Source organism: Kitasatospora sp. NPDC018058 (genome assembly GCF_044327205.1).
Lineage (GTDB): Bacteria > Actinomycetota > Actinomycetes > Streptomycetales > Streptomycetaceae > Kitasatospora.
This window is the reverse complement of the sequence record NZ_JBIRFA010000014.1, coordinates 66,841-91,774: the sequence shown is the minus strand read 5'-3', so window position 1 is coordinate 91,774 and position 24,934 is coordinate 66,841. Positions and strand designations below refer to the sequence as shown.

Here is a 24,934-nt window from a genome sequence, read left to right as displayed (position 1 = left end):
GATGATGGACGGCTTTGTCTTTGTGGACGACGTGGTGCCCGGAATACGTTGGGATGCCAAATACGCCACGTGGGACAACTTCACCGGCAAACCGGTGGACGGATATCTGGCCAATCGGGTCGTCGGCACGAGGGCTCTGTGCACGGCCCTGGAGCGGGCGCAGGAGCTGGCCGCGTCGCTGGGGTTCGGCCTGCTGCTCTGGGACGGCTATCGCCCGCAGCGCGCCGTCGACTGCTTCCTGCACTGGTCGCAGCAGCCGGAGGACGGTCGGACGAAGTCGCGGCACTATCCCAATATCGCCAGGGCCGAGATGTTCGAGAAGGGATATGTGGCCGCCAGGTCGGGCCACAGCCGGGGCAGCACCGTCGACCTCACGCTCTATGACCTGGCCACGGGTGAACTCGTTTCCATGGGCGGCGACCATGACCTGATGGATCCCATCTCGCACCATGGCGCACGAGGGATCGCGTCCGTCGAAGCGCGGAACCGTCAGCACCTGCGGTCCATCATGGAGACCTGTGGTTTCCGTGCGTACGAGTGCGAGTGGTGGCATTACACGCTCGACAACGAACCCTATCCGGACACCTATTTCGATTTCCCCATCACGTAGTACTCCAGCTGTAGATCGTGATCTTCATGTCTGGGATACCGTTCGATCATCGTGCGGGCCGGTTCCGGCTTGGCCGCGAAGACGGTGTCCTCGCCGAGTCTAGCCGCCCGGCAGCGATCTGGGTCGCTCGTCCAGGAGCGGGGGACGTACAACTCCCGGTCCACCGCCCGTGTGTCCTCGCTCGGCGGTGTAGACGAGGTGGACCGCGACTTGAGGGTTCTCGATCGTCCGTCCGTTCCGGTGTACTGGCGCTGCACTCCGACCGTATGGGTGCCCCTCTTCATGTCGCCGGTCTCGTCGACAGCTGTGACCTGCGGCCACCGTCTCATCGTTACTCCACACAAGTCACGATGATCAACGGTGGCCGCACCCGTCTCCGCGCCGGCCCCGAGTAGCAAGATCACAATCTACGGCTGGAGTGCCAGTCATTCGCCGATAGGTGAGTGCCTCGATTCGCGCAAGAGTGTTACGATCACGTAGCCGTTCCATCTGATGAATATTCATTCATATAAGTAGTGGGGCGTGGTAGGGTGCCAGCGGGGGGCGAACGGCCTTGACTACGGGCAAGATCCTTTAGTTCAGCGCGATGCCACTGCAACGAGATTCACGAATGTCGGGTGCACGCGACCGGCGGCGAGACGACGTTCTGCCTGGCCCCGGTTTTCCACGTAGATTCGAGTGACTGGTTCTCGAATGTCTGTCGATCTTCCATGTCCGGGGCCCTGACCTGGCAGGACCGGGATTCCGCCGGAGACCACCCGGGGCTGACCGGTAGCCGCCTCGCGCACGTGATGGCGCCAAAGGCGTGACACGGCTGTCGTCGGGGTCGCGAGTCGACCCGGCATGACCGTCCGATATGACGACGTTCCCTGGTCCATGGTGCAGAACGGAACGCATGCCAGATCCAACGGGGGATCTTCTGAGTGCCTTTCACAGATCCGTGTACAGGAAATCAGATCATGAGGGAGATGGCGTTGGGGCGCGAGCAGGAACAAATCGATCAGCAGGCGGTCGTCGAAGTGGAGATCAGCTTACTGTCAACAGTCGATTCACCGCGGACCTCGGGGGAGGACCCGGACCACGTGGAGGCGCTCTCCGTGGTGCAGTCTCCGCTTCCGCCCATCCTCGTGCACCGTCCGACGATGCGCGTCATCGACGGCCTCCATCGTGTGAGAGCGGCTGAACTGCGCGGACAGGACAGGGTCGCCGTCAGCTTCTTCGAGGGCAACGAGGCCGACGCGTTCGTGCTGGCGGTCGAGTCCAACACCAAGCACGGCCTCCCCTTATCGAAGGCCGACCGCAAACGGGCGGCCGCGCGGATCATCACCTCGCATCCGCAGTGGTCGGACCGGATGATCGCATCGGTCACCGGTATCGCCCCCGGCACGGTGGCCGACATGCGCAGGGGGCTTCCGGGTGCGTCCGCCGCCGAGGAGAGCAGGATCGGCCAGGACGGCCGGGTCCGCCCGATCAACGCCGCTGCAGGACGCAGGATCGCCGGAGAACTCATCACCGACAACCCCGGTCTGTCGTTACGTCAGATCGCCAGAATGGCCGGCATATCCCCCGAGACGGCGCGCGATGTCAGAAGCCGGCTCCGCCGAGGAGAGGATCCGCTGCCCAGCCGACACGGCAGGGAACCGGAACCCGCGAACCTCGAGGTGGGAGCCTCGGCGCCACCGCGCGGCATCGGCGTCGCGGCGGTGCCTGGCAGGCCGTCGGCGCAGGATCCCAGCGTCGTCGTGGAACGGCTCAAAGCGGATCCGGCGCTGCGGCTGAGCGAGACCGGACGCACCCTGCTGCGGCTGCTCAACCTCCACACGATCAACGCGAAGGAGTGGCAGAGGATCATCGACAACGTGCCGCCCCACTGCAGCGGCATCGTGGCCTATCTGGCCGACGAGTACGCGGGGATGTGGTCGGAACTGGCCCTTCGGCTGGGGCGCAGGGAGGCCGAAACCGCGTAGTCCGCCGTCGCCGCGTCCAAGCGTCGAAAACGGTCAGTTGGTCGTGGACGCGAGGCGGTGACGTCGCCGAAGTCCCTCCTACCACGCGGTGGAGGGACTTCGGCGACTTTCGGTCGTCAGGCAGAGACGAAGGCACGAAGCCGCCTGACCGCGGCGACCCCGTCGCAGCCCGACAAGCCGAGGGCGTCGCGGAGTTCGTCGGCCAGCAGGTCGAGTACCCGACGTGCGCCGGCTTCTCCGGCCACAGCCAGGCCCCAGATCAGCGGACGGCCCACCAGGACACCGGACGCCCCGAGAGCGAGCGCCCTGAGCACGTCAGTGCCGCTGCGGATGCCGCTGTCCAGCAGCACCTCGCATCCGCCCCCCGCCGCCGCCACCTCCGGCAACGCCTCGATGCTGGGTACGGCTCCGTCGAGCTGGCGGCCACCGTGGTTGGAGACCACGACCGCGTCGACCCCGGACTCGGCCGCCCGCAGCGCGTCCTCGGCTGCCAGGACACCCTTGAGCAGCAGTGGAAGCCGGGTCTGCTTCCGCAGGGCCGCCAACGACGACCACGTCATCGCAGAAGAGAAGGCCTGGCTGGTGTGGACGGCCACCGCGGAGGTATCGGCGTGCCGTTGGTGCGCGGTCGAGCCGGTGCTGATGTTGGCCGCCCGCACATGGCCGGGCAGTGCGAAACGGTTGCGCATGTCGCGCAGCCGGCGCCCCATCCACGGCACGTCGACGGTGAGCATGATCGCCTGGCAGCCGGCGTCCTCGGCTCTGCGGACGAGTTCCAGGGACTGCGCGGCATCCCGAAGCCAGTAGAGCTGGAACCAGACCGTTCCGCCGATCGCCGTGATCTCTTCGATCGGGACACTGCTCAGCGTGCTCGCGGTGAACGGCACTCCGGCCGCCTTGGCCGCGCGGGCGGCGGCCATCTCGCCATCGGGGTGGACCAGTTGCTGGTAGGCGACGGGCGCGATGGCAACCGGCATGGGAACGGGCCGACCGAGCAGAGTGGAATCCGCCGTGCACTGCGATACGTCCCTGAGCACCCGGGGGACGAGGAAGACGCGGTCCAGCGCGGTGCGGTTGGCATCGAGCGTGGTCTCAGCGCCGCTTCCTCCGGCCACGAAGTCCCATACGTCGGCGGGCAGGGCCGAAGCGGCGGCGCGTTCGAAGTCGGCCAGGCAGTGGGCCGGATCGGCCGAAACCTCATCGCTGTGGCCCACGCTGCCCCGTCCTCTCCAGCTCCACGGCCTCGTAGAGTGCCTTGATGTTCGCGCTGCCGAAGGTTTCGGCGCCCTGGCGCTCGATGACCTCGAAGAACAGCGTGTGCCGGAGGTGGGTCGACGCCGTGAATATCTGGAAGAGCCGGCCGCCGTGGTCCTCGTCGGCGAGCACGTTCGTCGCCCGGAGGTCGTCCAGCCTGGACTCGCTCAGGCCGATCCGCTCGCCCAGTAGGTCGTAGTAGGCCGGGGGAGTGGTGAGGAAGCTGACGCCCCGGTCGGTCAGGGCCCGTACCGAACGGACCGCGTCCGGCGAGGAGAAGGCCAGGTGCTGGACGCCGGACCCCTGGTGGGCCTTGAGGAACTCGTCGATCTGTCCCGGGTCTGCCGAAGGGTCGGGCTGGATGAGCGTCAGGGTGACCGAGCCCGACGGGCTCTGCACCACCTTCGACTCCATGGCCTGCCTGCCGACGACGATGTGCTCCTCGAAGATGCACCGGAACCCGAGGGCCGCCAGGTAGTAGTCGACCGTGGGGTCGAGATCGCCGGTGTTCAGGCACACCGCGATGTGATCGACGTCGAGCAGGCCCACGACGCCGGTCGGGTCAGCGCCGGTCCGCGGCGTCGGGGAGAAGCCGGCGGGCAGCCCCGGCCCCTCCCCGGGAGCGCGCTGGACGAGTGTGTGGACGACGTCCCCGAAGCCGCGGAGGGCAGCCGTCACGGTCGGCCCGTCGCCCGTGTGCGGGGTCGGCGGGCGGTGGATGCGGGCGCCGTTCGCGACCGCTGCGTCAAAGGCCGCGGTCACGTCCGCGGTGCGCAGGGCGATGTCGGCGACACCGTCTCCGTGGGAGGTGACGTAGGTCGAGGCCACATGCTCGTCCGACGTCGCCTCGGTGAGTACCAGGGTGATCCGTCCGTGGCGCAGCGCGACGCTTCGGTGATCGGCGAAGTCGCCGGAGCCGACCACCGTGAAGGCGTATCCGTCGACCCAGGTGCGTGCAGCCGTCTCCAGCTGTTCCACGTACATCTCTACGTAGTCGACGGAGAGATCCGCCAGCGGATCCGTCACCTTTGCTGATTTGCTCATGACTGTCCCCATGTCAGGAGAAGAAGGGCCGGATTCTTTGAACTGTAATAGATGGTCCCGTGGGAAAAAAGCAGACGCCCGCTCGACGGATGGACTCCCGGTCCGTCGGGTATTGCCGGCCGGGCGCGTGCAGAAATTTGACGGGTTATTCGGATTGTGATCGGTGGCCTTTCGAACGGGTGATGCCTCGTGATTCGCACCATGGCCGTCATCGGCACAGGTCCGATCGGCACCTCGGGCGCGCTCGCGGCGAGCCGGCGGGGAGCGGCGGTGTAACCGTCCGACCGGAACGTGCTGCACCTCGCGGAGGTGCAAGAACGAGCGCCTGGCTCTGCGTCACCACCGGGACCGCACCGCACCACGCATTTATGCCGGTTGGACGGCGGTTGTCAGAACGCCGCCCCGTGTGTGAACCTGAGCCGGTGAATCCCAACACTCATTGACTTATTTCGCGTGGGGGGAACTCCATGACCGAACGCAGCGTGCGCGATCCCCCCGTGGCCCTCGCGGCGACCGAACCGGTGACATTACGGAAGGCGGACCTGCGCGGCAGCGTCTTTGATCCGGTCCTGGACACGATGAACTTCCTCGACGAGGTCACGCTCCGCTATCCCGACGCGATTTCCTTCGCGCTCGGCCGTCCTTATGGCGGGTTCTTCGACAGTGAGCAGACCTTCTCCCACGTGCGCCGGTACCTGGAGCACCTCGCCGAGCACGAGGAACTCGCCCGAGACTGAATGCCCGGCTCCCGCGCCCCGAGGAGGGTTTGTGTCCGAACAGATGTCCCGTCTACTCCTGGCACTGCCGGTTGTGATCCTCGCCTGTCGTGTCGGCGCCGCGTTGCTTCGCCGGCTGGGGCAGCCTCCCGTCGTGGGCGAGATCGTGACGGGCATCCTGCTCGGCCCCTCTCTGCTCGGCCGGCTGTGGCCTCATGCGCAGTCGTACCTCTTCCCTCCGGGGGTCACGGACCACGTCGAGGTTCTGGGGCAGCTGGGGCTGCTCGCCTTCATGTTCCTGATCGGGCTCGAACTCGACCTCGGCCACTTACGGGGCAATGGCCGCGCTGCGGCGGTCATCAGCCAAGTCAGCATCCTGCTGCCGCTGTTGCTCGGTGGGCTGCTCGCCCTGGGCATGTTCGACTCATTCGCTCCACAGGGGACTGACCGAGTCGCCTTCGTGTTGTTCGTCGCCGTGGCCATGAGCATCACCGCGTTCCCGGTACTTGCCCGGATCCTCACCGATCAGGGGCTCTATCACACGCCCATCGGCAGCCTGGCAATGGCGTGCGCCGCCGCGAGCGACATCATCGCGTGGTGCCTGCTCGCGGTCGTGGTGGCCTTCGTGAAGGGGGGCGCTCCGCTCGAATCGTTGACGACCGTGGCGATGGTGGCGGCGTACTTCGCGGTGATGATGCGGGTGGTGCGCCCGCTGCTCGCCCGGCTGAGCCGCTGGAAGCAGGCCACGTCGGGAGGCGAAGGGCAGGACGGAACCGTGTTGGCGCTGCTGTTCTGCGGCACATGTCTCTCCGCGCTGCTGACCGATGCCATCGGGGTGCACGCCCTTTTCGGCGCCTTCTTGTTCGGTGTGGTGGCACCGAGGCGTTCCGCCGTTGTCGAGCGGGCTGCAGCCCGCCTGCGATCAGTGGCGGTACCACTGCTCCTGCCGCTGTTCTTCGTGACGACGGGACTGCGTACCGACATCGGAATGCTTGCTGCCGACCCGGTGCAATGGCTGTGGCTCGGCGCTGTCCTCGCGGTGGCGCTGGTCGGAAAATGGGGTGGCGGTAGCGTTTCGGCGAGGCTGAGCGGACGGCCGTGGCGCGAGGCACTGTCGCTGGGCGCGCTGATGAACTGTCGAGGTCTGACCGAACTCATAGTCCTCAACATCGGATTGGACCTCGGGGTGATCAACGAGGCTCTGTTCACGATATTGGTCCTGATGGCCCTGATCACCACAGCAGTGACGTCGCCCGTGGTCAGGGCACTCGGCCGACGCGAAGAGACGCGGGGGCGGAATGTGGAGTCGATGCACAAGCCGGATACGGTGCAGCCGTAGGGCCGGTGATGCCGGCCAGGCTGCCGCGGTGTGCACGAGCGTGACCGCCGGCGGCGCCGGACTTCCCGGGCCTGAGCATCCGTTGGCGATAGACATGGTTCGATCCGGCGACGACGTGATCCCTGCCCCGCCGGAATTGTCGAACGCCCCGTCCGTCCGTTGGCTGTTGGATATTCTTGGGAGCCGATCTTGGCCGTGCACGCGATCGCCTACGTCGAGTTGTACACGCGGGACAAGAAGCCCGTCGTCGATTACCTGGTATCGGTCCTGGGGTTCGCGCGGGCTGCGGATTCGGTCGACGTCGACCGGAGTTCCATTCTGCTTCGGAGGCGGCGGACACAGTTGGTCGTCACCTCGGGACGGGGCATCTGGAAGTACCTGGACGAATTCGGCGACGGTGTTGCCGACATCGCCCTGACGTGCGACGACGTGGTGTCCACGCGGTGGGCGGCGGTGGCCGCGGGTGCCCGTGCGGTCCGCTCGACGGAAGGGTCGGTCGTATCGCGACGGATGGACCCGGTCGGCCCGATCCGGTCGGCCGCCGACGCGCCCGGCCTGTCCGTCATCCCGAGTGCTCCGGAGTCCAGCCGCGAGCTCGCGCCGGCGGTGGCCCGATGACTCGGCCCGGGCCGGAGCCGGTTGCTCTGCCCACTGCGAACCTGCACGCGAGTCTCGGCGACCCGGTGCTGGACACCATGAACTTCCTCAACGAGATCACCTACCGCTACCCGGAGGCGATCTCCTTCGCGCCCGGTCGCCCCTATGACGGGTTCTTCGAGACGGAGCAGATCTTCGACCATCTCCGTCGCTACCTGGACCACCTGGAGGCCGGTGGCGCCTCGCCGGGCCAGATCCGCTCCTCGCTGTTCCAGTACGGGCCGACCGGCGGACAGATCCGGGAGCTGATCGCGGACTCGTTGCGCAAGGACGAGGGCATCGACGTCCCGGCGGAGTCCGTGGTGGTCACGGTGGGGTGCCAGGAGGCCATGCTCCTCGCCGTGCGGGCTCTGATCCGGGACCCGCAGGACGTCCTCCTGGTGTCCAGCCCGTGCTACGTGGGAATCGTCGGTGTCGCGGCCCTGCTGGACGTCAATCTCACCCCGGTCGAGGAGGGCGACAAGGGGTTCCGCTGTGAGGACCTGGAGGCGGCCGTCCTCGCGGAGCGGGCAAGCGGTCGTCGGCCCCGGGCCTTCTACGTGACCCCCGACCACTCGAACCCCTCGGGAACCACCATCCCGTTGGAGACCCGGCAGGAACTGCTCGACCTGGCGGCCCGGTACGACCTCCTGATCCTGGAGGACAGCCCGTACCGGCTGGTCAGCCCGGGGCAGCAACTGCCCACCCTGAAGTCCCTCGACCGGGCGCGGCGGGTGGTCCATCTGGGTTCCCTCTCCAAGACGCTGTTCCCCGGCGCCCGGGTGGGGTACGCCATCGCGGACCAGCCGGTGGTGGACGACGCCGGACGGTCGGGACTCCTGGCGGCCGAGCTCACCAAGATCAAGAGCATGGTGACGGTCAACACCCCGTCTCTCAGCCAGGCCGTCGTCGCCGGCATGCTGCTCTCCGCCGGTGGGCGGGCCGCCGACCTGAACGTCGAGACCGCCGCGTACTACGGCGACGCGATGCGGGCCACGTTGGCCCGACTCGCCGAGGCGTTCCCCGAGCAGGAGCGGGTGGCGCTGGGTGTGCGCTGGAACGAGCCGAGCGGCGGGTTCTTCCTGTCACTGACCGTCCCGTTCCACGCTGACAACGCGGCGCTGGAGCGCTCGGCGGAGCAGTTCGGGGTGATCTGGACCCCGATGTCCTACTTCTACCCGCGCGGCGGTGGGGAGCGGGTCATCAGGCTCTCCGTCAGCTACCTGACCCACGCAGAGATCGCCGACGGTGTCGAGCGACTGGCGTGCTTCATCAAGGACCGGGCGGCCAGGACCTGAGGCCGCCGCCCCGGCACTGCAATCGGCTGGGGCAGGGCGATACCGGGCCCGCGGCGAACCGTCGCGGGCCCCCTTCACGCATGGAAGGGGTTCAGCACGTGTTGGCAGTAGTACGACTCGTTCGCAGCAAGACCCGGATGTGGGGGTGGACCTTCCGATGACCACGAGCCTGAGCCTTCCGGCCACCGGCACCGGCCTCCTGGACCTGGCCGGCCCCGATGCCAAGAACGGTGCGGGCGTCGCCCGCATCACGGGTGTCGGCACGGCGACCACCGAGACCTCGTACACGCAGCGTGAGCTGCTCGACATCTTCGGGATCACTGATCCCAAGGTCCGCTCGGTCTTCCTCAACAGCGCCATCGAGCGCCGCTTCCTCTCCATCCCGCCCTGTGACGCCGACGGCGCCATCCTCCCGGAGACGCAAGGCGAACTGCTCGACAAGCACAAGCGGCTCGCCCTGGAGATGGGAGCCCGGGCAATCCGCTCCTGCCTCGGCAATGCGGGCATCGAGCTGTCCGACATCGACTACCTCTGCTGCACGACCACCACGGGATTCCTCACTCCCGGCCTGAGCGCCCTGCTGATCCGTGACATGGGGATCCTGCCCGGGACCAGCCGGGTGGATGTGGTGGGCATGGGCTGCAATGCGGGTCTCAACGCCCTCAACGCAACCGCGAGTTGGGCCCATGCCAACCCCGGCAAGGTCGCCGTGCTGCTGTGCTCGGAAGCCTGCTCCGCCGCGTACGTGATCGACGGCACCATGCGCACTTCGGTCGTCAACAGCCTCTTCGGTGACGGCGCAGCCGCGATAGCCCTGGTTGCCGACGGCCCGGACACGGCCTACGCGTCGGCCGACGTTCCGCCGGCACCCGGCAGCCCCCGCATCCTGGGCTTCGCGAGCCATCTGATCACCGAGGCGGCCGAGGCGATGCGCTACGACTGGGACGACGATCAGGGGAAGTTCAGCTTCTACCTGGACCCGCACGTTCCTTACGTGGTGGGCGCCAACGCGGAGCAGGTCGTCGACCGCCTGCTCGGGAACGCCGGGCTGCGCCGCAGCGACATCAGTCACTGGCTGGTGCACTCCGGTGGCAAGAAGGTGATCGACGCCGTTCGGGTGAACCTGGGGCTCACCCGCCACGACGTGCGGCACACGACCGGCGTTCTGCGCGACTTCGGAAACCTGTCGAGCGGTTCCTTCCTGTTCTCCTACGAGCGGTTGCTGCGGGAGGGGGTCACCCGGGCCGGCGAGTACGGCGTCCTGATGACCATGGGGCCCGGTTCGACGATCGAGACCGCACTGGTGCAATGGTGATGGGAAAGCAGATGAAGAACAGTGTCCCGGCCACCTCGCCGGAGCAGGCCGACCGGACGGATCCGGACGTCCTGCTGCTGAGGATCGACGGTCGTCGGCCTATCTCGGTAGAGTCGATCTCCGCGGTGAACGGCGTCTGCGACGCCGCCGAGGACGACACGGCGCGAGCCCGGGTGGTGGTCGAGGTGTCAGGCAGCCCCGAGGGGCGGTGGCCCGAGGGCCTGACGGTCGCGACCGTGAGCAAGTGGGAACGCGCACTCCGCCGCCTCGAACGACTCCCCGCTCCGACCGTCGCCGTCGTTGACGGCGACTGCGGCGGGATCGCCCTGGACGCCCTCCTGGCCACCGACTACCGCATCGCGACCGGCGCCGTGCGCCTTGTGGTGCCGGTCGACGGCGGAGCCACCTGGCCGGGGATGGCCGTCTATCGGCTGGCTCAGCGCGGCGCCGGTGCCTCCGCGATCCGCAGGGCGGTGCTCTTCGGCACGCCGGTCGAGCTCGCCGAGGCGCTCGAACTCCAGCTGCTCGACGAGGTGGCGGCCGACCGGGTGAACGCCCATGCCCTGGCCGCTACGCGCGCCGGTGCCGTCTCCGGGAGCGAGCTGGCCATTCGCCGCCAGCTGCTGGACGACGCCGTCACGACCGGCTTCGACGAGGCGCTCGGCGTCCACCTCGCAGCGTGCGACAGGGCGCTGCGCAGAGCAGCCGTCGGGGCCGCGTCGTGATCGGCGACAGGGCCGGGGCGGACGTGACGGATGCCGTCCGGGCGGCGGGCGGTGTCCTGCCCGCCGCCCGGACGGTCCTGGCCGAGACCGCCCGGCGCACCGACGAGCTGCTGGCTGCCCTGCCCGATCCCGAACGGCGCTCGCAGGAGCAGCGGGCAGCTGCCCTGAAGGCGGTCGAGGCCGCGCGCACCGTGCGGGCCGCCTTCCTCGAGGCCCACACGGACGCGGTCTACGACGAGCTGACCGATGGCCGCAGCCGTCACCTCAGGATCGAGGAACTCGTTCGGGTCGCCGCAGCGGTCTTCCCCGGGCTGGTGCCCACGCAGGCGCGGCTGGCCGCCGAACGTGACCGGCCGCAGGCGGCCAAGGAGGGGCACGAGATCGACCAAGGCCTCTTCCTCGGCCGCATCCTGGGCTCGCCCGAGTCCGGCCCTCATCTGATCGACGCGATGCTGCGCCCGACTCCGCGGGCTCTGGCCCTGCTGCCGGACTTCCGGGCGAACGGGAGGGCGGATCTCGGCTCCGTGCGCCTTGAGCGCGTGGACGGGGTGGCTCGGCTGACGATGTGCCGGGAGGACTGTCTGAACGCGGAGGACGACCGGCAGATCGACGACATGGAGACTGCCGTCGACCTCGCGCTGCTCGACCCCGGTGTCGAAGTGGGGCTTCTGCGCGGTGGTGTCATGACCCATCCGCGCTACCGCGGCCGACGGGTCTTCAGCGCCGGCATCAACCTGAAGTCCCTGCACGGTGGTGGCATCTCTCTCGTCGACTTCCTGCTGCGCCGGGAGCTCGGTTACATCCACAAGATCTGGCGGGGCCTGTTGGACGACTCCGGCGCGCACTGGTCGTCCCGAACTGTCGAGAAGCCCTGGGCGGCCGCTGTGGACACCTTCGCCATCGGAGGTGGTACCCAGCTCCTGTTGGTCTTCGACCGGGTGCTGGCCGCCTCGGACGCGTTCCTGAGCCTCCCCGCGGCCAAGGAGGGGATCGTTCCCGGGGCTTCCAACTTCCGGCTGGCTCGTCGGGCCGGCAGTCGGCTGGCCCGGCAGGTGATCCTGGACGGCCGTCGGATCTGGGCACGCGAGCCGGACGCCCGGCTCCTGGTCGACGAGGTGCACGAGCCGGAGGACCTCGACGAGGAGATCGAGCGGACACTCGGCCGTCTGCGCGGACCGGCGGTGCTGGCGAACCGGCGGATGCTGAACCTGGTGGAGGAGAACGTCGACGAGTTCCGCCGCTACATGGCCGAATTCGCCGTCCAGCAGGCCCTGCGGCTGTACAGCTCCGACGTGCTGGACAAGGTCGGCCGCTTCACGCTCGCAGCCCCGGCACGAGGTGCGGAGTGAGCGGGGACGAGGGCCCTCGTGTCCGGTACGAGAAGAAGGACCACGTCGCGCGGGTGACACTCGACCGTCCCGCTGTCCTCAACGCGATGGACCTGCGGATGCACGAGGAACTCGCGGCGGTGTGGGACGACGTCGAGGCTGACGACGAGATCCGGGTCGCGGTGCTGACCGGTGCCGGTCATCGCGCCTTCTCGGTCGGCCAGGACCTGCGCGAGCGGTCTCGGCTGGACGAGCAGGGCGTGCCGCGGACGAGCTTCGGCAGTCGTGGCCAGCCTGGCTGGCCACGACTGACCGAGCGGTTCCGGCTGTCCAAGCCCGTGCTGGCCCGGGTCGACGGCTACGCGTTGGGCGGGGGGTTCGAACTCGCCCTCGCCTGTGACCTGATCGTCGCCTCGGACCGGACGGTCTTCGCCCTGCCGGAGGCCCGGCTCGGCCTGGTGCCGGGTGCGGGCGGGGCCTTCCGGCTCGCCCGGCAGGTGCCGCTCAAGGCCGCGATGGGGTACCTGCTGACGGGCCGGCGGATGACCGCGGCCGAGGCACTGCGCTTCGGCCTGGTCAACCAGGTCGTACCGGTCGAGGAACTCGACGACTGCGTCGCCGAGTGGACCGCGGACCTGCTGCGCAGTGCGCCGCTGGCGGTGCGGGCGATCAAGGAGGCGGTGATGCGATCGGTGGACATTCCGCTGGAGGAGGCGTTCTCCGCCCCGTACGAGTGGGAGCGGCGTCGTCGGCACAGCGAGGATGCGGTCGAGGGGCCGCGGGCGTTCGCCGAAGGGCGCTCGCCCCGCTGGCTGGGACGCTGAGGTCGTCAGGCTCGGCCGTGGCCGCGGGTCCGCGGCGTCGCTCGATCGGAGCGACGCCGCGGACTCTTTCGTTCTCCGCCGATCGGACACGTCGCCGGCCGCCCCTCGGGGGAGGGGGCGGCCGGCGGAAGAGGGGCGGGTCTCGGGGGTATTGGACCCGCCCCGACCCGGCAGAGCCGGGGGCTTGTTCGGCGAACTGCGTCCGCGCACACAGCAACCAGGGCGGCCGATGGGGCTGTGGGTGCGGCTATCGGTCGCTGAAGGCGGCGCATGCTGAACCGTCGACCGTCGTCGTTTCCTCGGCGGTACGGATCCGGGCAGTCGTCGTCGGAGCGGTGTGCCGCATGGCCTGTGTGTGAGGGGTAGGCGCGTGCCGGTTCCTTGCGGGATCAGCTTCTCGGAACCAGGGTGTTTTCGTTGGTGTGGCCGGCGGCGAAGTCGTCGATGTTGCGGGCGGTGGCGTCGATGATCTGGCCGACGGCGGTGCGGGTGAAGTAGGCCTGGTGGCTGGTGACCAGGACCTGGGGGAAGGTGACGAGGCGGGCGAGGACGTCGTCGGTGATGCCGTGGATGGAGCGGTCGGTGAAGAAGACGCCGGTCTCCTCCTCGTAGACGTCCAGGCCGACGCCGGACAGCCGCCCGGCGCGCAGCGTCTCGACCAGGGCGGCGCTGTCGATGAGGCCGCCGCGGCTGGAGTTGACGAGGATCGCGTCGGCCTTCATCCGGGCCAGCGCGGCGGCGTCGATCAGGTGGTGGGTGGCCGGCACCAGGGGCACGTGCAGGCTCACCAGATCGGCGCGGGAGAGGAGTTCGGGCAGCTCGGTGTAGCCCATGCCGAGTTCGGTGCAGGCCGGGTTCTCGGCGATGTCCCAGCCGAGCAGTTCGGTGCCGAAGCCGGCCGCGATCCGGGCGAAGCACTCGCCGATCTTGCCGGTGCCGATCACGCCGACGGTCATCCCGTGGACGTCCCGCCCGAGCAGGCCGTCGAGGCGGAAGTCGAACTCGCGGGTGCGGTTGGCGGCGCGGGTGAGGCGGCGGTTGACGGCGAGGGCGAGGGCCCACGCGTGTTCGGCGACCGAGTACGGGCTGTAGGAGGAGACCCGGGCGACGGTGAGACCGAGCTCGGCGGCGGCGTCGAGGTCGATGTTGTTGAAGCCGGTGGAGCGTTGGGCGATCAGTCCGGTGCCGCCGGCGGCGAGGACGGTGAGCGTCTCGGCGTCGAGGACGGCGTTGACGCTGCTGCTGACGGCCGGGTAGCCGGCGGCCAGCGGGGCGGTGTCGCGGTTGAGGAACACGTCCAGGCAGCGCAGCCCGTGCCGGCCCGCGAAGGCCCGTTCCAGCAGCGGCCGTTCATCGGCCTGCACTCCGTACGCCAGGATCTCCATGCGCGGTCCTTCCGGTGGGCTCCTGCGGCCCACGCTAACGGGACGGCGGCGGGAAGGCCCGTCCGCTGCACGAGGATGCGCGAGGGCCCCCGGACCGACGAGCGGTCCGGGGGCCGGTTGTCCGGGGGCGGCCGGTCAGATGACCGTCTCGGCCTCCAGGTAGCGGTCCTGGGGGACGGTCTTCAGCTCGGCGACCGCCTCGGCCAGCGGCACCAGGTTGATGTTGGTGCCCTGCAGCGCGGTGATGTGCCCGAAGGCGCCCTTGTGGACGGCTTCGACGGCGTGCCAGCCGAAGCGGGTGGCGAGCACCCGGTCGTAGGCGGTCGGGGTGCCGCCGCGCTGGGTGTGGCCGAGGATCACCGGACGGGCCTCCTTACCGAGGCGGTGCTCCAGCTCGCGGGAGAGCTGGGTGGCGATGCCGGTGAAGCGCTCGTGGCCGTAGATGTCCTTGCTGCCCTCCTCCCAGTGCATGGTGCCGGGCTCGGGCTTGGCGCCCTCGGCGCAGACCACGATGGCGAACTTCTTCTGGCGGTCGAAGCGCTCGCGGACGACGGCGGTGAGCTTCTCGATGTGGAACGGACGCTCCGGGACGACGATGGCGTGCGCGCCGGCGGCCATGCCCGCGTTCAGCGCGATCCAGCCGGTGTGTCGGCCCATGACCTCGACGACCATGACCCGCTGGTGGGACTCGGCGGTGGTCTTCAGCCGGTCCAGGGCCTCGGTGGCGACCGAGACGGCGGTGTCGAAGCCGAAGGTCACGTCGGTGGCGGCGATGTCGTTGTCGATGGTCTTCGGCACACCGACGATCGGCAGGCCCGCGTCGCTCATCAGCTTGGCGGCCTTCAGGGTGCCCTCGCCGCCGATCGGGATCACCGCGTCCAGACCGAGGTCGGAGCAGTACTTCTTGGCCCGCTCCACGCCGTCCCGCAGGTGGCTCGGCTGCACCCGGGAGGACCCGAGGATGGTGCCGCCCTGGGCCAGGATGCCGCTCACCGAGTCCAGGGTCAGGGGGCGGTGGTGCCCCTCGAGGAAACCGCGCCAACCGTCCTCGAACCCGATGATCTCGTCGCCGTGGTCGACCACCCCCCGGTGCACCACGGAACGGATCACCGCGTTCAGGCCGGGGCAGTCACCGCCGCTGGTCAGCACTCCGATACGCATTAGCTTTGCAACTCCCGAGCAGAACCGAGGAACGGCCGGACTACAGGCTGGGACGACGAGCCGACACCGTGACGAGGCGCTCCCACGCCGGAACGGCGGGGAGGCGGCCGCGAGGGTGTTGGACCGGCCGATCCGGACAGAACGTCCGAAAGCGGCCGTGAAGTCGAGCATACGGCCCCTGGTCCGGCCGGGCAGGAGCCGACGCGGGAGCGGCGCCGTCGGCGCCCCCGCGCGGAATTGCAGCCTGCTGCCGAAGAGGGTGTGCAGCCGGCAGCCCCATTGTCGTACGTCCGGGGCCGCCCGTGGGCCGGGTGACCGCGATGCGGTCACCCGGGCGGGGCGTTCGGAGGTACTAGGAGGGGCGCGTCGTGGCGGCGATGCGCTCGGCGCGCAGCGCGTCGTACCAGGTGGTGTCGGCCGGCGGCAGGGCGTTGACGTCCAGCGCCAGCTTGATCAGCATGTCGGCCACGGCGGGGTTGCGGGCCAGCACCGGGCCGTGCAGGTAGGTGCCGAAGACGGTGTCCCGCCAGGCACCCTCGGTGCCGTCACCGGTGCCGTTGCCCCGGCCGACGCTGACGGTGGCGAACGGCTGCACGCCCTGGCCGAGGTGGGTGACGCCCTGGTGGTTCTCGAAGCCGGTCAGCTGCGGCAGACCGAGCCGCGGGTCCACGTCGGCCAGTACGTCGCCGACGCAGCGGGCGCCCTCGCCGCGCGTGGTCCAGACGTCGAGCAGGCCGAGGCCCGGCTCGCGCTCGCCGAGGTCGTTGATGAACTCGCGGCCCATGATCTGGAACCCCGCGCAGACGCCGAAGATGATCGCGCCGTTCTCGGCGGCCCGCACCAGGCCGCTGTCGGCCCGGAGCCGCTCGGCGGCCAGCCGCTGCGGCCGGTCCTCGCCGCCGCCGATCAGGTAGATGTCCCCGCTGGTGGGGATCGCCTGGTCGGAGCGGACGTCGATCCGGGTCACGTTGAGATGGCGCTGGCGGGCCCGGCGCTCCACGACCAGGGCGTTGCCCCGGTCGCCGTAGGTGCTGAGCAGGTCCGGGTAGACCCAGACCACGCGCAGGCTGCTCTCACTCATCCTCGAAGGCCTTCCGTCACGAAAAGACTGGTGTGCGGGCGCGGCATCAGCCGGCCACGACCTTCCGCAGCTGCTGGAAGGCGGTGTAGTTGGCGATGGCCTCGATCCGGCCGGGCGGGGCCATCCGGACGGCCTGCTCCAGCGTGTCCACCACGTGGAACTGCAGCCCGGCGACCTCCAGGCGGACGGCCAGGTCCAGCTTGCGCTGGCCCATCACGAAGATCGGGTGGCCGGCCAGGCGCTCGTAGTCGACGTCCCACAGCCAGGAGGTGTCGGTGCCGTCGGCGTCGAGGGCGTTGACGGAGAGGAGCACCGGGGCCGGCGGGCCGTCGATCAGCGAGAAGGTCTCCAGCCAGCCGGCCGGGTTCTTGGCCAGCAGCAGCCTGATGTCCCGGCCCTGGTACTGGACCACGTCGTAGCGGCCGGCCACGGCGGTCACCGAGCGCATCCGCTCCAGCGCGACCTGCGGGGAGACGCCGAACACGGCGGCGACGGCGGCCGAGCTGGTGGCGTTGGCCAGGTTGGCCCGGCCGGGCAGCTGCAGCTGGATCGGCCAGGCGCCGCGCTGCGGGTCGATCACGTGGGTGCCCTGGAGCGCCCAGTGCGGGTTGGGGCGCCGGAAGCCGCAGTCCTGGCAGAACCAGTCGTCGCCGGGGCGCTGCATCACACCGCCGCAGGCGGGGCAGGACCAGGCGTCCTCCTTCCAGGCCTGTCCGGCGGCCACCCAGACCACCTTCTTGCAGGAGGAGGCGGCCCAGGTCACCAGCGGGTCGTCGGCGTTGGCGATGACCACGGCCTCGGTGTCCTGGAGGCCCTCGCGCCACTTCTCCGCCATCATGCGGGTCTCGGCGGCGCGGTCGAGCTGGTCGCGGGAGAGGTTGAGCAGGGCGATCGCCTTGGGACGCGTGTCGCGGGCAACCGTCGCCAGGTACTTCTCGTCGACCTCGATGACGCCGAAGCGGGCGTCGGTGCCGCCGGCCAGGGCGGAGGTAATGCCGGCCGGCATGTTGGCGCCCAGGGCGTTGGAGACCACCGGGCCGGCGGCGCGCAGCGCCTCGGCGATCAGGCGGGTGGTGGTGGTCTTGCCGTTGGTCGCGCTGACCAGGACGACGTCGAGGTGGTCGGCGAGGGTGGCGAGCAGATCGGGGTCGAGCCTGAGGGCGACCTTGCCGCCGATCACCGAGCCGCTTCCGCGTCCGGCCTTGCGCGACACGGCGGCGGCGACCTTGCCGGCCGTGACCGCGATCTTGGCGCGGGCCGGCAGCGAGGCGTCGCGTGCGCCTGTGGGCTCCGATTCGGTGCCTGCCATGCTCAGTGGTTCCTCCTTGCTGCGGCACCGCCCGGGGCCGGAAACGGGCCGTCGGGCGGCGGGGACGGGGTCAGCCTACCGACTCCTTCGCCCGGTCGGACGATCCGGACCCCGCACCGTCTGCTGTGACGCGGCCGCGAGGGGCGCTGACGGTCCGTCAAGGAGGGCGGTGTACGGAGGGACCCTTCGTCCCTTCACGGCGCTCCGCCGCCGTCGCCGGGTTGCCGGGACACCCGGTAAGGATGTGGTGAAGAAATGATCAGCAGCCCGGAGCAGGGGTGGGAGCGGGGGCGGTTCCGGTGGCCAGCGTGGCGGTGATCACCAGGGTGCCGCCCTCGGCGCGGAAGTCCAGCGGGGCGGTCAGTCGGCGCATCGCGGCGATCAGTGCGGTGTTGGCGATGTGGGTCACCGCGTACACCGTCCCGATCCCGGCGGCCCGGGCCGCCGCGGTCAGCCGCCGCAGCAGGGCCAGGCCCAGTCCGTGCCGCTGCCAGGCGTCCTCGACCAGCACGGCGAGCTCCGCCTCGTCGTCGTCCCACATCAGGTGCCCGAGGGCGAGCAACCGCCCGTCGGGGGAGGTCACCGCGAGGCTGCGGCCGCGTCGGGCGTCCAGCAGGTGGTCCAGATAGCGGTCGGCGTCGCGGACCGGCCCGTGGTAGCGCTGCCGCAGCGCGGCCGGGGAGCAGCGGCCGTGCATCGCGAGGGCCGCCGCCTTGTCACCCGGGTCGGCGGGGCGCAGCAGCAGCTCCGTCCCGTCCGGCAGGGACAGCCGGGACACCGCTTCGTCGGCCCGGGCGCCCGGGTGGGCCACGGAGTCCGGCCGGGCCGGCAGCGGGCGCGGGCGGGCCTGCCGGTACGGGCCGCCGGTGAGCGCGGGCAGCCGGGTGGCCTGGCCGTCGGGCACCGCGCACCTGCGGTCGGACCTGCTGTCGGACCTGCGGAAAGGCCGGTGCCAGAGCCGTTCGGAGCCAGTGCGTGATGCCGTCATGGAGCCGACGCTACCGAGGGTGCGCTTCCGGCCGGTTACGTGATCGTGAACGCGCTGATGCCCCGGGCCGAGGCGGCTCCCGCCGGCCGGGACAATCCGTCAGAGGTCCGGACCGATGCCGCAGGCGGTCGGGACGACGGGCGGCCGACGGTGGAGTCCCACCCTGGAGCTGTCCGAGCAGGCCCGTGGGCCGGTCGCGGAGCTGCGTGCGTTCGGCGCCGGGGCGGACGGCCGCGTCGGCCTGTCGACGGCGCACTGACGGGACACACTCACGGATGGCCCAGGATCCGTGATCGCGGGAGCCCCTTCGGATAGGGATGGCTCGGCTTTTCGCCGAACCCACCTCGATCCGAAGGGGCTCCCCGATGTTCACCAGGAACTCCGCGCTGGCGACGGCCTGTTGCGCCGTGCTGCTGGCCGTACCGCTCGCCTTCGCCCAGTCGGCCGCCGCCGACAACGACAACAGCGTCAACGGCCCCAAGATCCCGCAGGAGGCGGCCGCCTGCTTGGCCGTGACCGGCACCCTGCTCGGAGGCTTCGGCAGCACGCTCGGCAGCACGCTGTGCGCGGTGCAGCCGTCGAAGGGCTGAGTCCCGTCACCGCCACTCGGTGATCCGGCGGCGGGTGCCTCCCCGGGCCCCGCCGCCGCGACCAGCCGCTGCTCAGGCGATTCGGGTCGGGGTGTCCTGGAGGGTGTGGCCGCTGGTGGTGAGCAGGGCGGTGAGGGCCGTCGGGGTGAGGGTGTGCGGGGTGCGGAGGAAGAGTTCGTCGGTGGTGGGGTGGGCGTGGAGCGAGAGCAGGGTGATCTCGTGGTCGGCGAGGGTGGTGTGGGTGTGGGCCAGGGCGGTGGTGCGCACGCGCCACAAGGTGGTCGGGGGAGGGGCGTGCGGGGACCACCAGGCGTGCAGGAGGGCGGCGGCGAGCAGCGCGACGGCGGAGGTGGCGAGGACGATCGGGCCGTCGGAGCCGTGCAGGACGACCTTCGCGATCAGGTCGGCGGCGGTGACGGAGAGGAAGGCGGCGGCGAGCTCGACGGTGTCACGGCGCCAGCGGCGGGCACGGTGGGGGGAAGGCTTCGAGTGCTCCATGGCCTCCACCGTGCCCGACCGGTGTTTCCCGATCACGAACCCGTCGTGACCTGGCCGTTAAGGTCCGCCGGGGTGTGTTACGGCTTCAGCTCGCGGGCCGCGGCCTTCACCTCCGCGAGGAGCAGGCGCAGGTCGGCCTCGGTGGTCGCGGCGTTGAGCAGGCAGGCGCGCAGCACCTCGTGCCCGCCGAGCAGGGCGCCGGTGACGAAGACCCGGCCGCGCCGCTGGACGGCGACCGGGAGGTCGCGGTTGAGGGTGTCGCGGGCGGCGGCGTCCAGGCCCGGGGCGCGGTGGCGGAACGCGACGATGGAGGTCTGCACCTCGGCGAGCAGCTCCAACTCCTCGTCGGCCTCGACGAGTTCGCCGAGGCGTCGGGCGAGCGCGGTGCACCGGGCGATGTCCTGGGTGAGGCCCGTGCGGCCGCGGTGGGCGATGGTGGCCCAGACCTTGAGGGCGCGGAACGGGCGGGTCTGCTCGGTGCCGTACTCGGAGAACCAGCCGAGCGAGCCGGCCGCCTCGTCGCGCAGGTAGGACGGGACGAGGCTGAAGGTGCCGCGCAGCTCGTCGGTGTCGCGGACCAGCGCGCAGCCGCAGTCGACCGGGACGCCGAGCCACTTGTGCGGGTCGAGGGCGAGTGAGTCGGCGCGCTCCAGGCCCTCGTAGCGGTGGGCGATGGCGGGGTCGAGCCGGCCGAAGGCGCCGTACGCGCCGTCCACGTGCAGCCAGAGCCGCTGCTCCTCGCACAGGTCGGCGATCGGGCCGAATGCGTCCACCGCGCCGGTGCCGACGGTGCCCGCCGAGGCGACCACCAGGAAGGGCAGCATTCCGGCCGCGCGGTCGCGCTCGACGGCTGCCCGCAGGTCGGCGGTGTCCAGGCGGCCGTCGGGTCCGGTGGCGACGGTGCGCAGGTGCCGGCTGCCGAGGCCGAGGAGTTCGGCGGCCTTGCGGACGCAGGAGTGGGTCTCGCCGGTGACGTAGCCGACCAGCGGCGGCATGCCCGCGAGGCCGTCCTCGCGGACGTCCCGGCCGGCCAGTCGGGCGGCGCGGTTGCGGGCGGCGGCGAGGCAGACGATGGTCGCCATCGAGGTGCCGGAGGTGAGCAGGCCGCCGCCGGCCGGGTGCGGGAAGCCGACGAGTTCGGCGATCCAGCGGACGACGGCGCGCTCCAGGTGGACGTCGGCGTGGTCGCCGCCGGCCGAGCTGGGGTTCATCGCGGCGGCGGCGAGGGTGGCGAGCACCCCGGCCGGGGCGGGGGCGGAGTTGACCCAGCCGAAGAAGCGCGGGTTGCCGTTGCCCATCGGGTACGGGAGGACGTCCCGCCCGATCGTGTCCAGCAGCTCGGTGAGCAGGCGCCCCTCGGTGGGCAGCGGGGCGTCGAGCAGGGACTGTCGGGCGGCCTGGTCCATCGGCTGCCAGACCGGGCGGGCGGGCAGCCCGGCGAGGTAGTCGGAGACCAGCTCGGCGGTGGTGCGGGCGGCGCTGCGGAAGTCCTCGGTGGTCATGGCGTGCTCCAGGGAGGCCGGGGGGCGGGCCGGGCGAGGCGCGGCTTCCTCGGCGCACCCTGATCAGGCGATGATCGGGCGATCCTATGCACAGGGCCCGCGCCGTGCGGCGCGGGCCCTCATGCTGAGACCGGGGGTCAGTCCAGCGAACCGGACAGCCCGCTCGCGGAGCGGCAGTAGCCCTGCATCTCCTTGTTGGTGATCTTGGCGCAGAGCCGTCCGGCCGCACCGCCGTCGGTGTAGTTGACCGTGTAGTAGCTGACCAGCCCCTCCGTGCAGGCCTTGCGCTGCCAGCCGTCGGCGGCGGTGGCGCACTGCTGGGCGGCCCAGTCCTCGCGGTCCAGGTTGTACTTCATGGTGCGCGAGCCGACGCCCCGGCTGCAGTCCACCGCCCCGCCGCTCTCCTTGGCGTTGAGGCACCACTTGAGGGCGTCGGCGTAGACCTCGGGGTGGTTCGGGTAGTCGTGCGAGGACAGGTAGAAGGTCGGGGCGTAGAAGAAGCAGGCGGACTGGAACAGGGCCGGCTGGTCCTTGCAGGGGTACAGCGGGTCCTGGGCGAGCTTGTCGGCGGGCAGGTTCGCCTTGGCCTGCTCGTCCTCCTCGTCCGGGCCGAAGAGCTGCATGAACAGGCCCTCGGAGCAGCGGATCCTGTTCTGCTCGGTGGTGAACTTGTCGCACAGGTCGCGCGCCTTGGCGACGTCCTGCTTGGCGACGAACATCGTGCCGTGGCCGACGCCGTGGATGCAGGGACCGGTGTTCTTGGGGGCGCACAGCTTGAGCAGGTCCACCTCGGGCTGGGTGGAGGCGTTGAGCATCTCCTCGACCGCGCCGTGCAGGTAGCCGGCCGCGCAGGTCTCGTGCGGGAAGGAGATGACCTTCTGGAAGTCCTCGTTGAAGCGCTTGACCGCCGCGTGGCCGAGCTCGTGCGCGATCGGGTGGCAGAAGCGCACGGTGTACGGCTTCTCCTTGGTGATCTTGTCGAGGTCGGCGAGGGCGACGCCGGGGTCGGTGGCGTCCATCTCGGCCATCAGCTTGTTGCGCAGCGTCGAGCGGGTCCACACCGCCGGGTCGCCGGTCGGGGTGGCGTTCGCGGTGCCGGTCGCGGCGGGCTGCGCGCCGGGGGCGGTCCCGGTGGTGCCGGCGGCCGGGGCCGCGGTGGCCGCCGCGGGCGACCAGTCGGTGACGGCCACCGAGCCGAGGCCCAGGACGCCCAGGAGCACGGCGGTGAGAATCGCGAATACTCGCGGTTGCATGACGGGATCCCCCGGCGGATCGAGGTGGACGGTTCGCTCCCATCCTGACGGCACGGGGGGCGGGAATCCGCGTTTTCGCCCGCCATTCGAGAGGTACCGGCGACGCTACCGCATCGTGCGACGCCCGGGCGGGTCGGGCCGGTTCCCGATGATCATCCGCACGGCACAGCGGCCTTCCGGCGGGCCGCCGCACCGTCCGTACCCCGATCCTCAGAGCTCCAGGGTCACCTGGTACTCCGTCAGCCAGGCGTCCAGGTCCAGTGCGAGGTCGACGCCGAGCCGGACCGACTGCGGGTCGGTGGCCTGGGCGAGCGCGTCGGCGAGGCGGCTCCGGTCGAGCAGCCCGAGCGCGGGGGACGTGCGCGCGGCGGCGAGCCGGGCGAGCTCGGCGCGCAGCAGCGCGGGGTAGTGCGGGTCGGCGGTCACCGGGTACGGGCTCTTCACACGGTCGGCGATCTCGGCCGGCAGCATGTCCCGGACGGCGGCGCGCAGCAGGCTCTTCTCCCGTCCGTCGAAGGTCTTCATCGCCCACGGGGTGTTGAAGACGTACTGCACCAGCCGGTGGTCGCAGAACGGCACCCGCACCTCCAGCCCGTTGGCCATGCTCATCCGGTCCTTGCGGTCGAGCAGGATGCAGACGAAGCGGGTCAGGTTGAGGTACGAGATCTCGCGCATCCGCCGCTCCAGCGGGTCCGCGTGCTCCAGGTGGGGGACCTCGGCGATCGCCTCGCGGTAGCGGGCCCTGCGGTAGCCGTCCAGGTCGAGCTTGGTGAGCAGGCCGGCGTCCAGCAGGTGTTCGCGCGGGACGGAGCCCGGGCCGGCGACGGCGGAGAGGCCGGCGGCCCAGGGGAAGTCCTCGGTGGCGACGGTCTTCGGGTCGTGGAACCAGCGGTAGCCGCCGAACAGCTCGTCGGCGGACTCGCCGGACAGCGCCACGGTGGACTCCCGGCGTACGCCCCGGAAGAGCAGCAGCAGCGAGATGTCCATGTCGCCGACGCCGCCCGGCAGGTCGCGGGCGCGCAGCACGGTGCCGCGTCGGGACAGGTCGGTGAGCTCGGTGGCGTCCAGCTCGATCACCGTGTGGTCGGCGCCCACGTGCCGGGCGAGCAGCCTGGCGTACGGGCCGTCCTCGGTCTGCCGCACCTCGTCGGTGTGGAAGTTCCGGCCCTGGCCGGTGAAGTCGACGGAGAAGGAGCGCACCGGGCCGGCGCCGGCCCGGCGCAGCATCCTGGCGGCGAGGGCGGTGACGGCGCTGGAGTCCAGGCCGCCGGAGAGCAGCGAGCAGAGCGGCACGTCCGAGTCCAGCTGGCGGTGGACGATGTCGTCCAGCAGGGTTCGGACGGTGGCGACGGTGGCCTCCAGCGAGTCGGTGTGCTCGCGCGGCTCCAGCGCCCAGTAGCGGTGCACCGAGAGGCCCTCGCGGCGCACCCGTACCAGGTGCCCGGGGCGGACCTCGTGGATGCCCCGGTACGGGGTGAGGCCGGGGGTGCGGGCATGGCCGAGTAGTTCGCGCAGCCCGTCCAGGTCGACCACCGGGCGGACCGAGGGGTGCGCCAGGACCGCCTTGACCTCGGAGCCGAAGACCACGCCGTCCGGGGTGGGGTGGTAGTGCAGCGGCTTGACGCCCATCCGGTCGCGGACCAGCAGCAGCTCCTCGCGGCGGGCGTCCCAGATCGCGAAGGCGAACATGCCGTTGAGCCGCTCCGCCAGGCCCTCGCCCCACTCCAGGTAGGCGTGCAGCACGACCTCGGTGTCGCTGCGGGTGCGGAAGCGGTGCCCGGCCGCCTCCAGTTCCGCGCGCAGCTCGCGGTGGTTGTAGACCTCGCCGCTGTAGGTGAGGGCGGCCAGCAGCCGGCCGTTGTGCTCGACCGTCATCGGCTGGACGCCGCCCTCGATGTCGATCACCGCGAGCCGGCGGTGGCCGAGTGCGGCGTGCGGCTCGATGCGGACGCCCCCGGCGTCCGGGCCGCGGTAGAGCTGGGTGGCCGTCATCGCGTCGAGGACGTCCCGTTCGGCGGTGAGGTCGCGCTCGAAGGCGACCCATCCGGTGATCCCGCACATCAGCAAGCCTCCGGTCTTCCGCTACGTGTTCTCTCGATCACGCTACGTGT

The 24,934-nt window shown here is 70.6% G+C and carries 24 protein-coding genes; 12 read left to right on the top strand and 12 right to left on the bottom strand.

The window, feature by feature from the left end; genetic code table 11:
- Position 1: 1 nt before the first annotated feature.
- Positions 2 to 610, top strand: a complete 609-nt coding sequence (gene vanX, locus ACH4E7_RS21095; protein WP_396250644.1) for a D-Ala-D-Ala dipeptidase VanX — start codon at positions 2 to 4, stop codon at positions 608 to 610.
- Here the strand turns inward: vanX and ACH4E7_RS21090 are convergent.
- Complete coding sequence (locus ACH4E7_RS21090) at positions 586 to 939, bottom strand: transposase (protein WP_396250537.1); 354 nt, start codon at positions 937 to 939, stop codon at positions 586 to 588. The two genes, vanX and ACH4E7_RS21090, sit on opposite strands and share 25 nt — an antisense overlap.
- A 630-nt stretch (positions 940 to 1,569) precedes the next feature.
- Here ACH4E7_RS21090 and ACH4E7_RS21085 point away from each other — a divergent pair.
- Positions 1,570 to 2,577, top strand: a complete 1,008-nt coding sequence (locus tag ACH4E7_RS21085) for a streptomycin biosynthesis protein (RefSeq protein WP_396250536.1) — start codon at positions 1,570 to 1,572, stop codon at positions 2,575 to 2,577.
- Positions 2,578 to 2,693: 116 nt separating this feature from the next.
- Here ACH4E7_RS21085 and ACH4E7_RS21080 read toward each other — a convergent pair whose 3' ends face one another.
- Positions 2,694 to 3,791 carry an alpha-hydroxy acid oxidase gene (locus ACH4E7_RS21080; protein ID WP_396250535.1) on the bottom strand — a complete coding sequence of 366 codons (1,098 nt, stop codon included), beginning with the start codon at positions 3,789 to 3,791 and terminating at the stop codon, positions 2,694 to 2,696.
- On the bottom strand, positions 3,775 to 4,875 hold the full coding sequence (gene hppD / locus ACH4E7_RS21075) for a 4-hydroxyphenylpyruvate dioxygenase (protein WP_396250534.1): 1,101 nt from the start codon (positions 4,873 to 4,875) through the stop codon (positions 3,775 to 3,777). Before hppD ends, ACH4E7_RS21080 begins: the two co-directional genes overlap by 17 nt.
- A 467-nt stretch (positions 4,876 to 5,342) precedes the next feature.
- On the opposite strand from hppD, the gene ACH4E7_RS21070 reads away from it, so the two are divergent.
- The 8 genes from ACH4E7_RS21070 (at position 5,343) to dpgD (ending at position 13,056) form a co-directional block, all read left to right on the top strand.
- Positions 5,343 to 5,612 carry a hypothetical protein gene (locus tag ACH4E7_RS21070; RefSeq protein WP_396250533.1) on the top strand — a complete coding sequence of 90 codons (270 nt, stop codon included), beginning with the start codon at positions 5,343 to 5,345 and terminating at the stop codon, positions 5,610 to 5,612.
- Between the two features lie 43 nt (positions 5,613 to 5,655).
- Positions 5,656 to 6,930, top strand: a complete 1,275-nt coding sequence (locus ACH4E7_RS21065) for a cation:proton antiporter (RefSeq protein ID WP_396250643.1) — start codon at positions 5,656 to 5,658, stop codon at positions 6,928 to 6,930.
- Positions 6,931 to 7,125: 195 nt separating this feature from the next.
- Positions 7,126 to 7,548 carry a hypothetical protein gene (locus tag ACH4E7_RS21060; RefSeq protein ID WP_396250532.1) on the top strand — a complete coding sequence of 141 codons (423 nt, stop codon included), beginning with the start codon at positions 7,126 to 7,128 and terminating at the stop codon, positions 7,546 to 7,548.
- On the top strand, positions 7,545 to 8,864 hold the full coding sequence (locus ACH4E7_RS21055; RefSeq protein WP_396250531.1) for a PLP-dependent aminotransferase family protein: 1,320 nt from the start codon (positions 7,545 to 7,547) through the stop codon (positions 8,862 to 8,864). The genes ACH4E7_RS21060 and ACH4E7_RS21055 overlap by 4 nt, the downstream gene beginning before the upstream one ends.
- A gap of 157 nt (positions 8,865 to 9,021) precedes the next feature.
- Positions 9,022 to 10,179, top strand: a complete 1,158-nt coding sequence (gene dpgA, locus ACH4E7_RS21050) for a 3,5-dihydroxyphenylacetyl-CoA synthase DpgA (RefSeq protein WP_396250530.1) — start codon at positions 9,022 to 9,024, stop codon at positions 10,177 to 10,179.
- Between the two features lie 11 nt (positions 10,180 to 10,190).
- Entirely contained in the window at positions 10,191 to 10,904 is a 714-nt protein-coding gene (gene dpgB / locus ACH4E7_RS21045) for an enoyl-CoA-hydratase DpgB (protein WP_396250529.1), read from the top strand.
- A gap of 77 nt (positions 10,905 to 10,981) precedes the next feature.
- A complete protein-coding gene (gene dpgC, locus ACH4E7_RS21040; protein ID WP_396250642.1) occupies positions 10,982 to 12,253 on the top strand; it encodes a (3,5-dihydroxyphenyl)acetyl-CoA 1,2-dioxygenase DpgC in 1,272 nt (423 codons plus the stop codon).
- Positions 12,250 to 13,056: an enoyl-CoA-hydratase DpgD gene (gene dpgD, locus ACH4E7_RS21035; RefSeq protein ID WP_396250528.1), complete on the top strand. Its 807-nt coding sequence runs from the start codon at positions 12,250 to 12,252 to the stop codon at positions 13,054 to 13,056. The genes dpgC and dpgD overlap by 4 nt, the downstream gene beginning before the upstream one ends.
- Before the next feature lie 389 nt (positions 13,057 to 13,445).
- Here dpgD and ACH4E7_RS21030 read toward each other — a convergent pair whose 3' ends face one another.
- From ACH4E7_RS21030 to ACH4E7_RS21010, 5 genes are all read right to left on the bottom strand, one after another.
- Positions 13,446 to 14,441 (bottom strand): 2-hydroxyacid dehydrogenase, encoded by a 996-nt coding sequence (locus ACH4E7_RS21030; RefSeq protein ID WP_396250527.1) that lies wholly within the window; start codon positions 14,439 to 14,441, stop codon positions 13,446 to 13,448.
- A gap of 135 nt (positions 14,442 to 14,576) precedes the next feature.
- The gene (locus ACH4E7_RS21025) at positions 14,577 to 15,602 is read right to left on the bottom strand and encodes a 6-phosphofructokinase (protein ID WP_355676188.1); all 1,026 of its coding nucleotides are present in this window, start codon (positions 15,600 to 15,602) and stop codon (positions 14,577 to 14,579) included.
- Between the two features lie 352 nt (positions 15,603 to 15,954).
- On the bottom strand, positions 15,955 to 16,683 hold the full coding sequence (locus ACH4E7_RS21020) for a type 1 glutamine amidotransferase (RefSeq protein ID WP_396250526.1): 729 nt from the start codon (positions 16,681 to 16,683) through the stop codon (positions 15,955 to 15,957).
- A 46-nt stretch (positions 16,684 to 16,729) separates the two neighbouring features.
- On the bottom strand, positions 16,730 to 17,992 hold the full coding sequence (locus ACH4E7_RS21015) for a MurT ligase domain-containing protein (RefSeq protein ID WP_355676190.1): 1,263 nt from the start codon (positions 17,990 to 17,992) through the stop codon (positions 16,730 to 16,732).
- A 259-nt stretch (positions 17,993 to 18,251) separates the two neighbouring features.
- Positions 18,252 to 18,896, bottom strand: coding sequence for a GNAT family N-acetyltransferase (locus tag ACH4E7_RS21010; RefSeq protein WP_396250525.1), 645 nt, complete (start codon positions 18,894 to 18,896; stop codon positions 18,252 to 18,254).
- Positions 18,897 to 19,095: 199 nt separating this feature from the next.
- Between ACH4E7_RS21010 and ACH4E7_RS21005 the strand changes: the two genes are divergently transcribed.
- Positions 19,096 to 19,239 (top strand): hypothetical protein, encoded by a 144-nt coding sequence (locus tag ACH4E7_RS21005; protein ID WP_396250524.1) that lies wholly within the window; start codon positions 19,096 to 19,098, stop codon positions 19,237 to 19,239.
- Between the two features lie 106 nt (positions 19,240 to 19,345).
- Positions 19,346 to 19,570 (top strand): hypothetical protein, encoded by a 225-nt coding sequence (locus ACH4E7_RS21000; RefSeq protein ID WP_396250523.1) that lies wholly within the window; start codon positions 19,346 to 19,348, stop codon positions 19,568 to 19,570.
- A gap of 72 nt (positions 19,571 to 19,642) precedes the next feature.
- Here ACH4E7_RS21000 and ACH4E7_RS20995 read toward each other — a convergent pair whose 3' ends face one another.
- From ACH4E7_RS20995 to asnB, 4 genes are all read right to left on the bottom strand, one after another.
- Positions 19,643 to 20,068 carry a hypothetical protein gene (locus tag ACH4E7_RS20995; protein WP_396250522.1) on the bottom strand — a complete coding sequence of 142 codons (426 nt, stop codon included), beginning with the start codon at positions 20,066 to 20,068 and terminating at the stop codon, positions 19,643 to 19,645.
- 77 nt (positions 20,069 to 20,145) lie between these two features.
- Positions 20,146 to 21,570 carry a pyridoxal phosphate-dependent decarboxylase family protein gene (locus ACH4E7_RS20990; protein ID WP_396250521.1) on the bottom strand — a complete coding sequence of 475 codons (1,425 nt, stop codon included), beginning with the start codon at positions 21,568 to 21,570 and terminating at the stop codon, positions 20,146 to 20,148.
- A gap of 137 nt (positions 21,571 to 21,707) precedes the next feature.
- A complete protein-coding gene (locus ACH4E7_RS20985) occupies positions 21,708 to 22,823 on the bottom strand; it encodes a hypothetical protein (RefSeq protein WP_396250520.1) in 1,116 nt (371 codons plus the stop codon).
- 210 nt (positions 22,824 to 23,033) lie between these two features.
- Complete coding sequence (gene asnB / locus ACH4E7_RS20980; RefSeq protein ID WP_396250519.1) at positions 23,034 to 24,884, bottom strand: asparagine synthase (glutamine-hydrolyzing); 1,851 nt, start codon at positions 24,882 to 24,884, stop codon at positions 23,034 to 23,036.
- Positions 24,885 to 24,934: the final 50 nt, after the last annotated feature.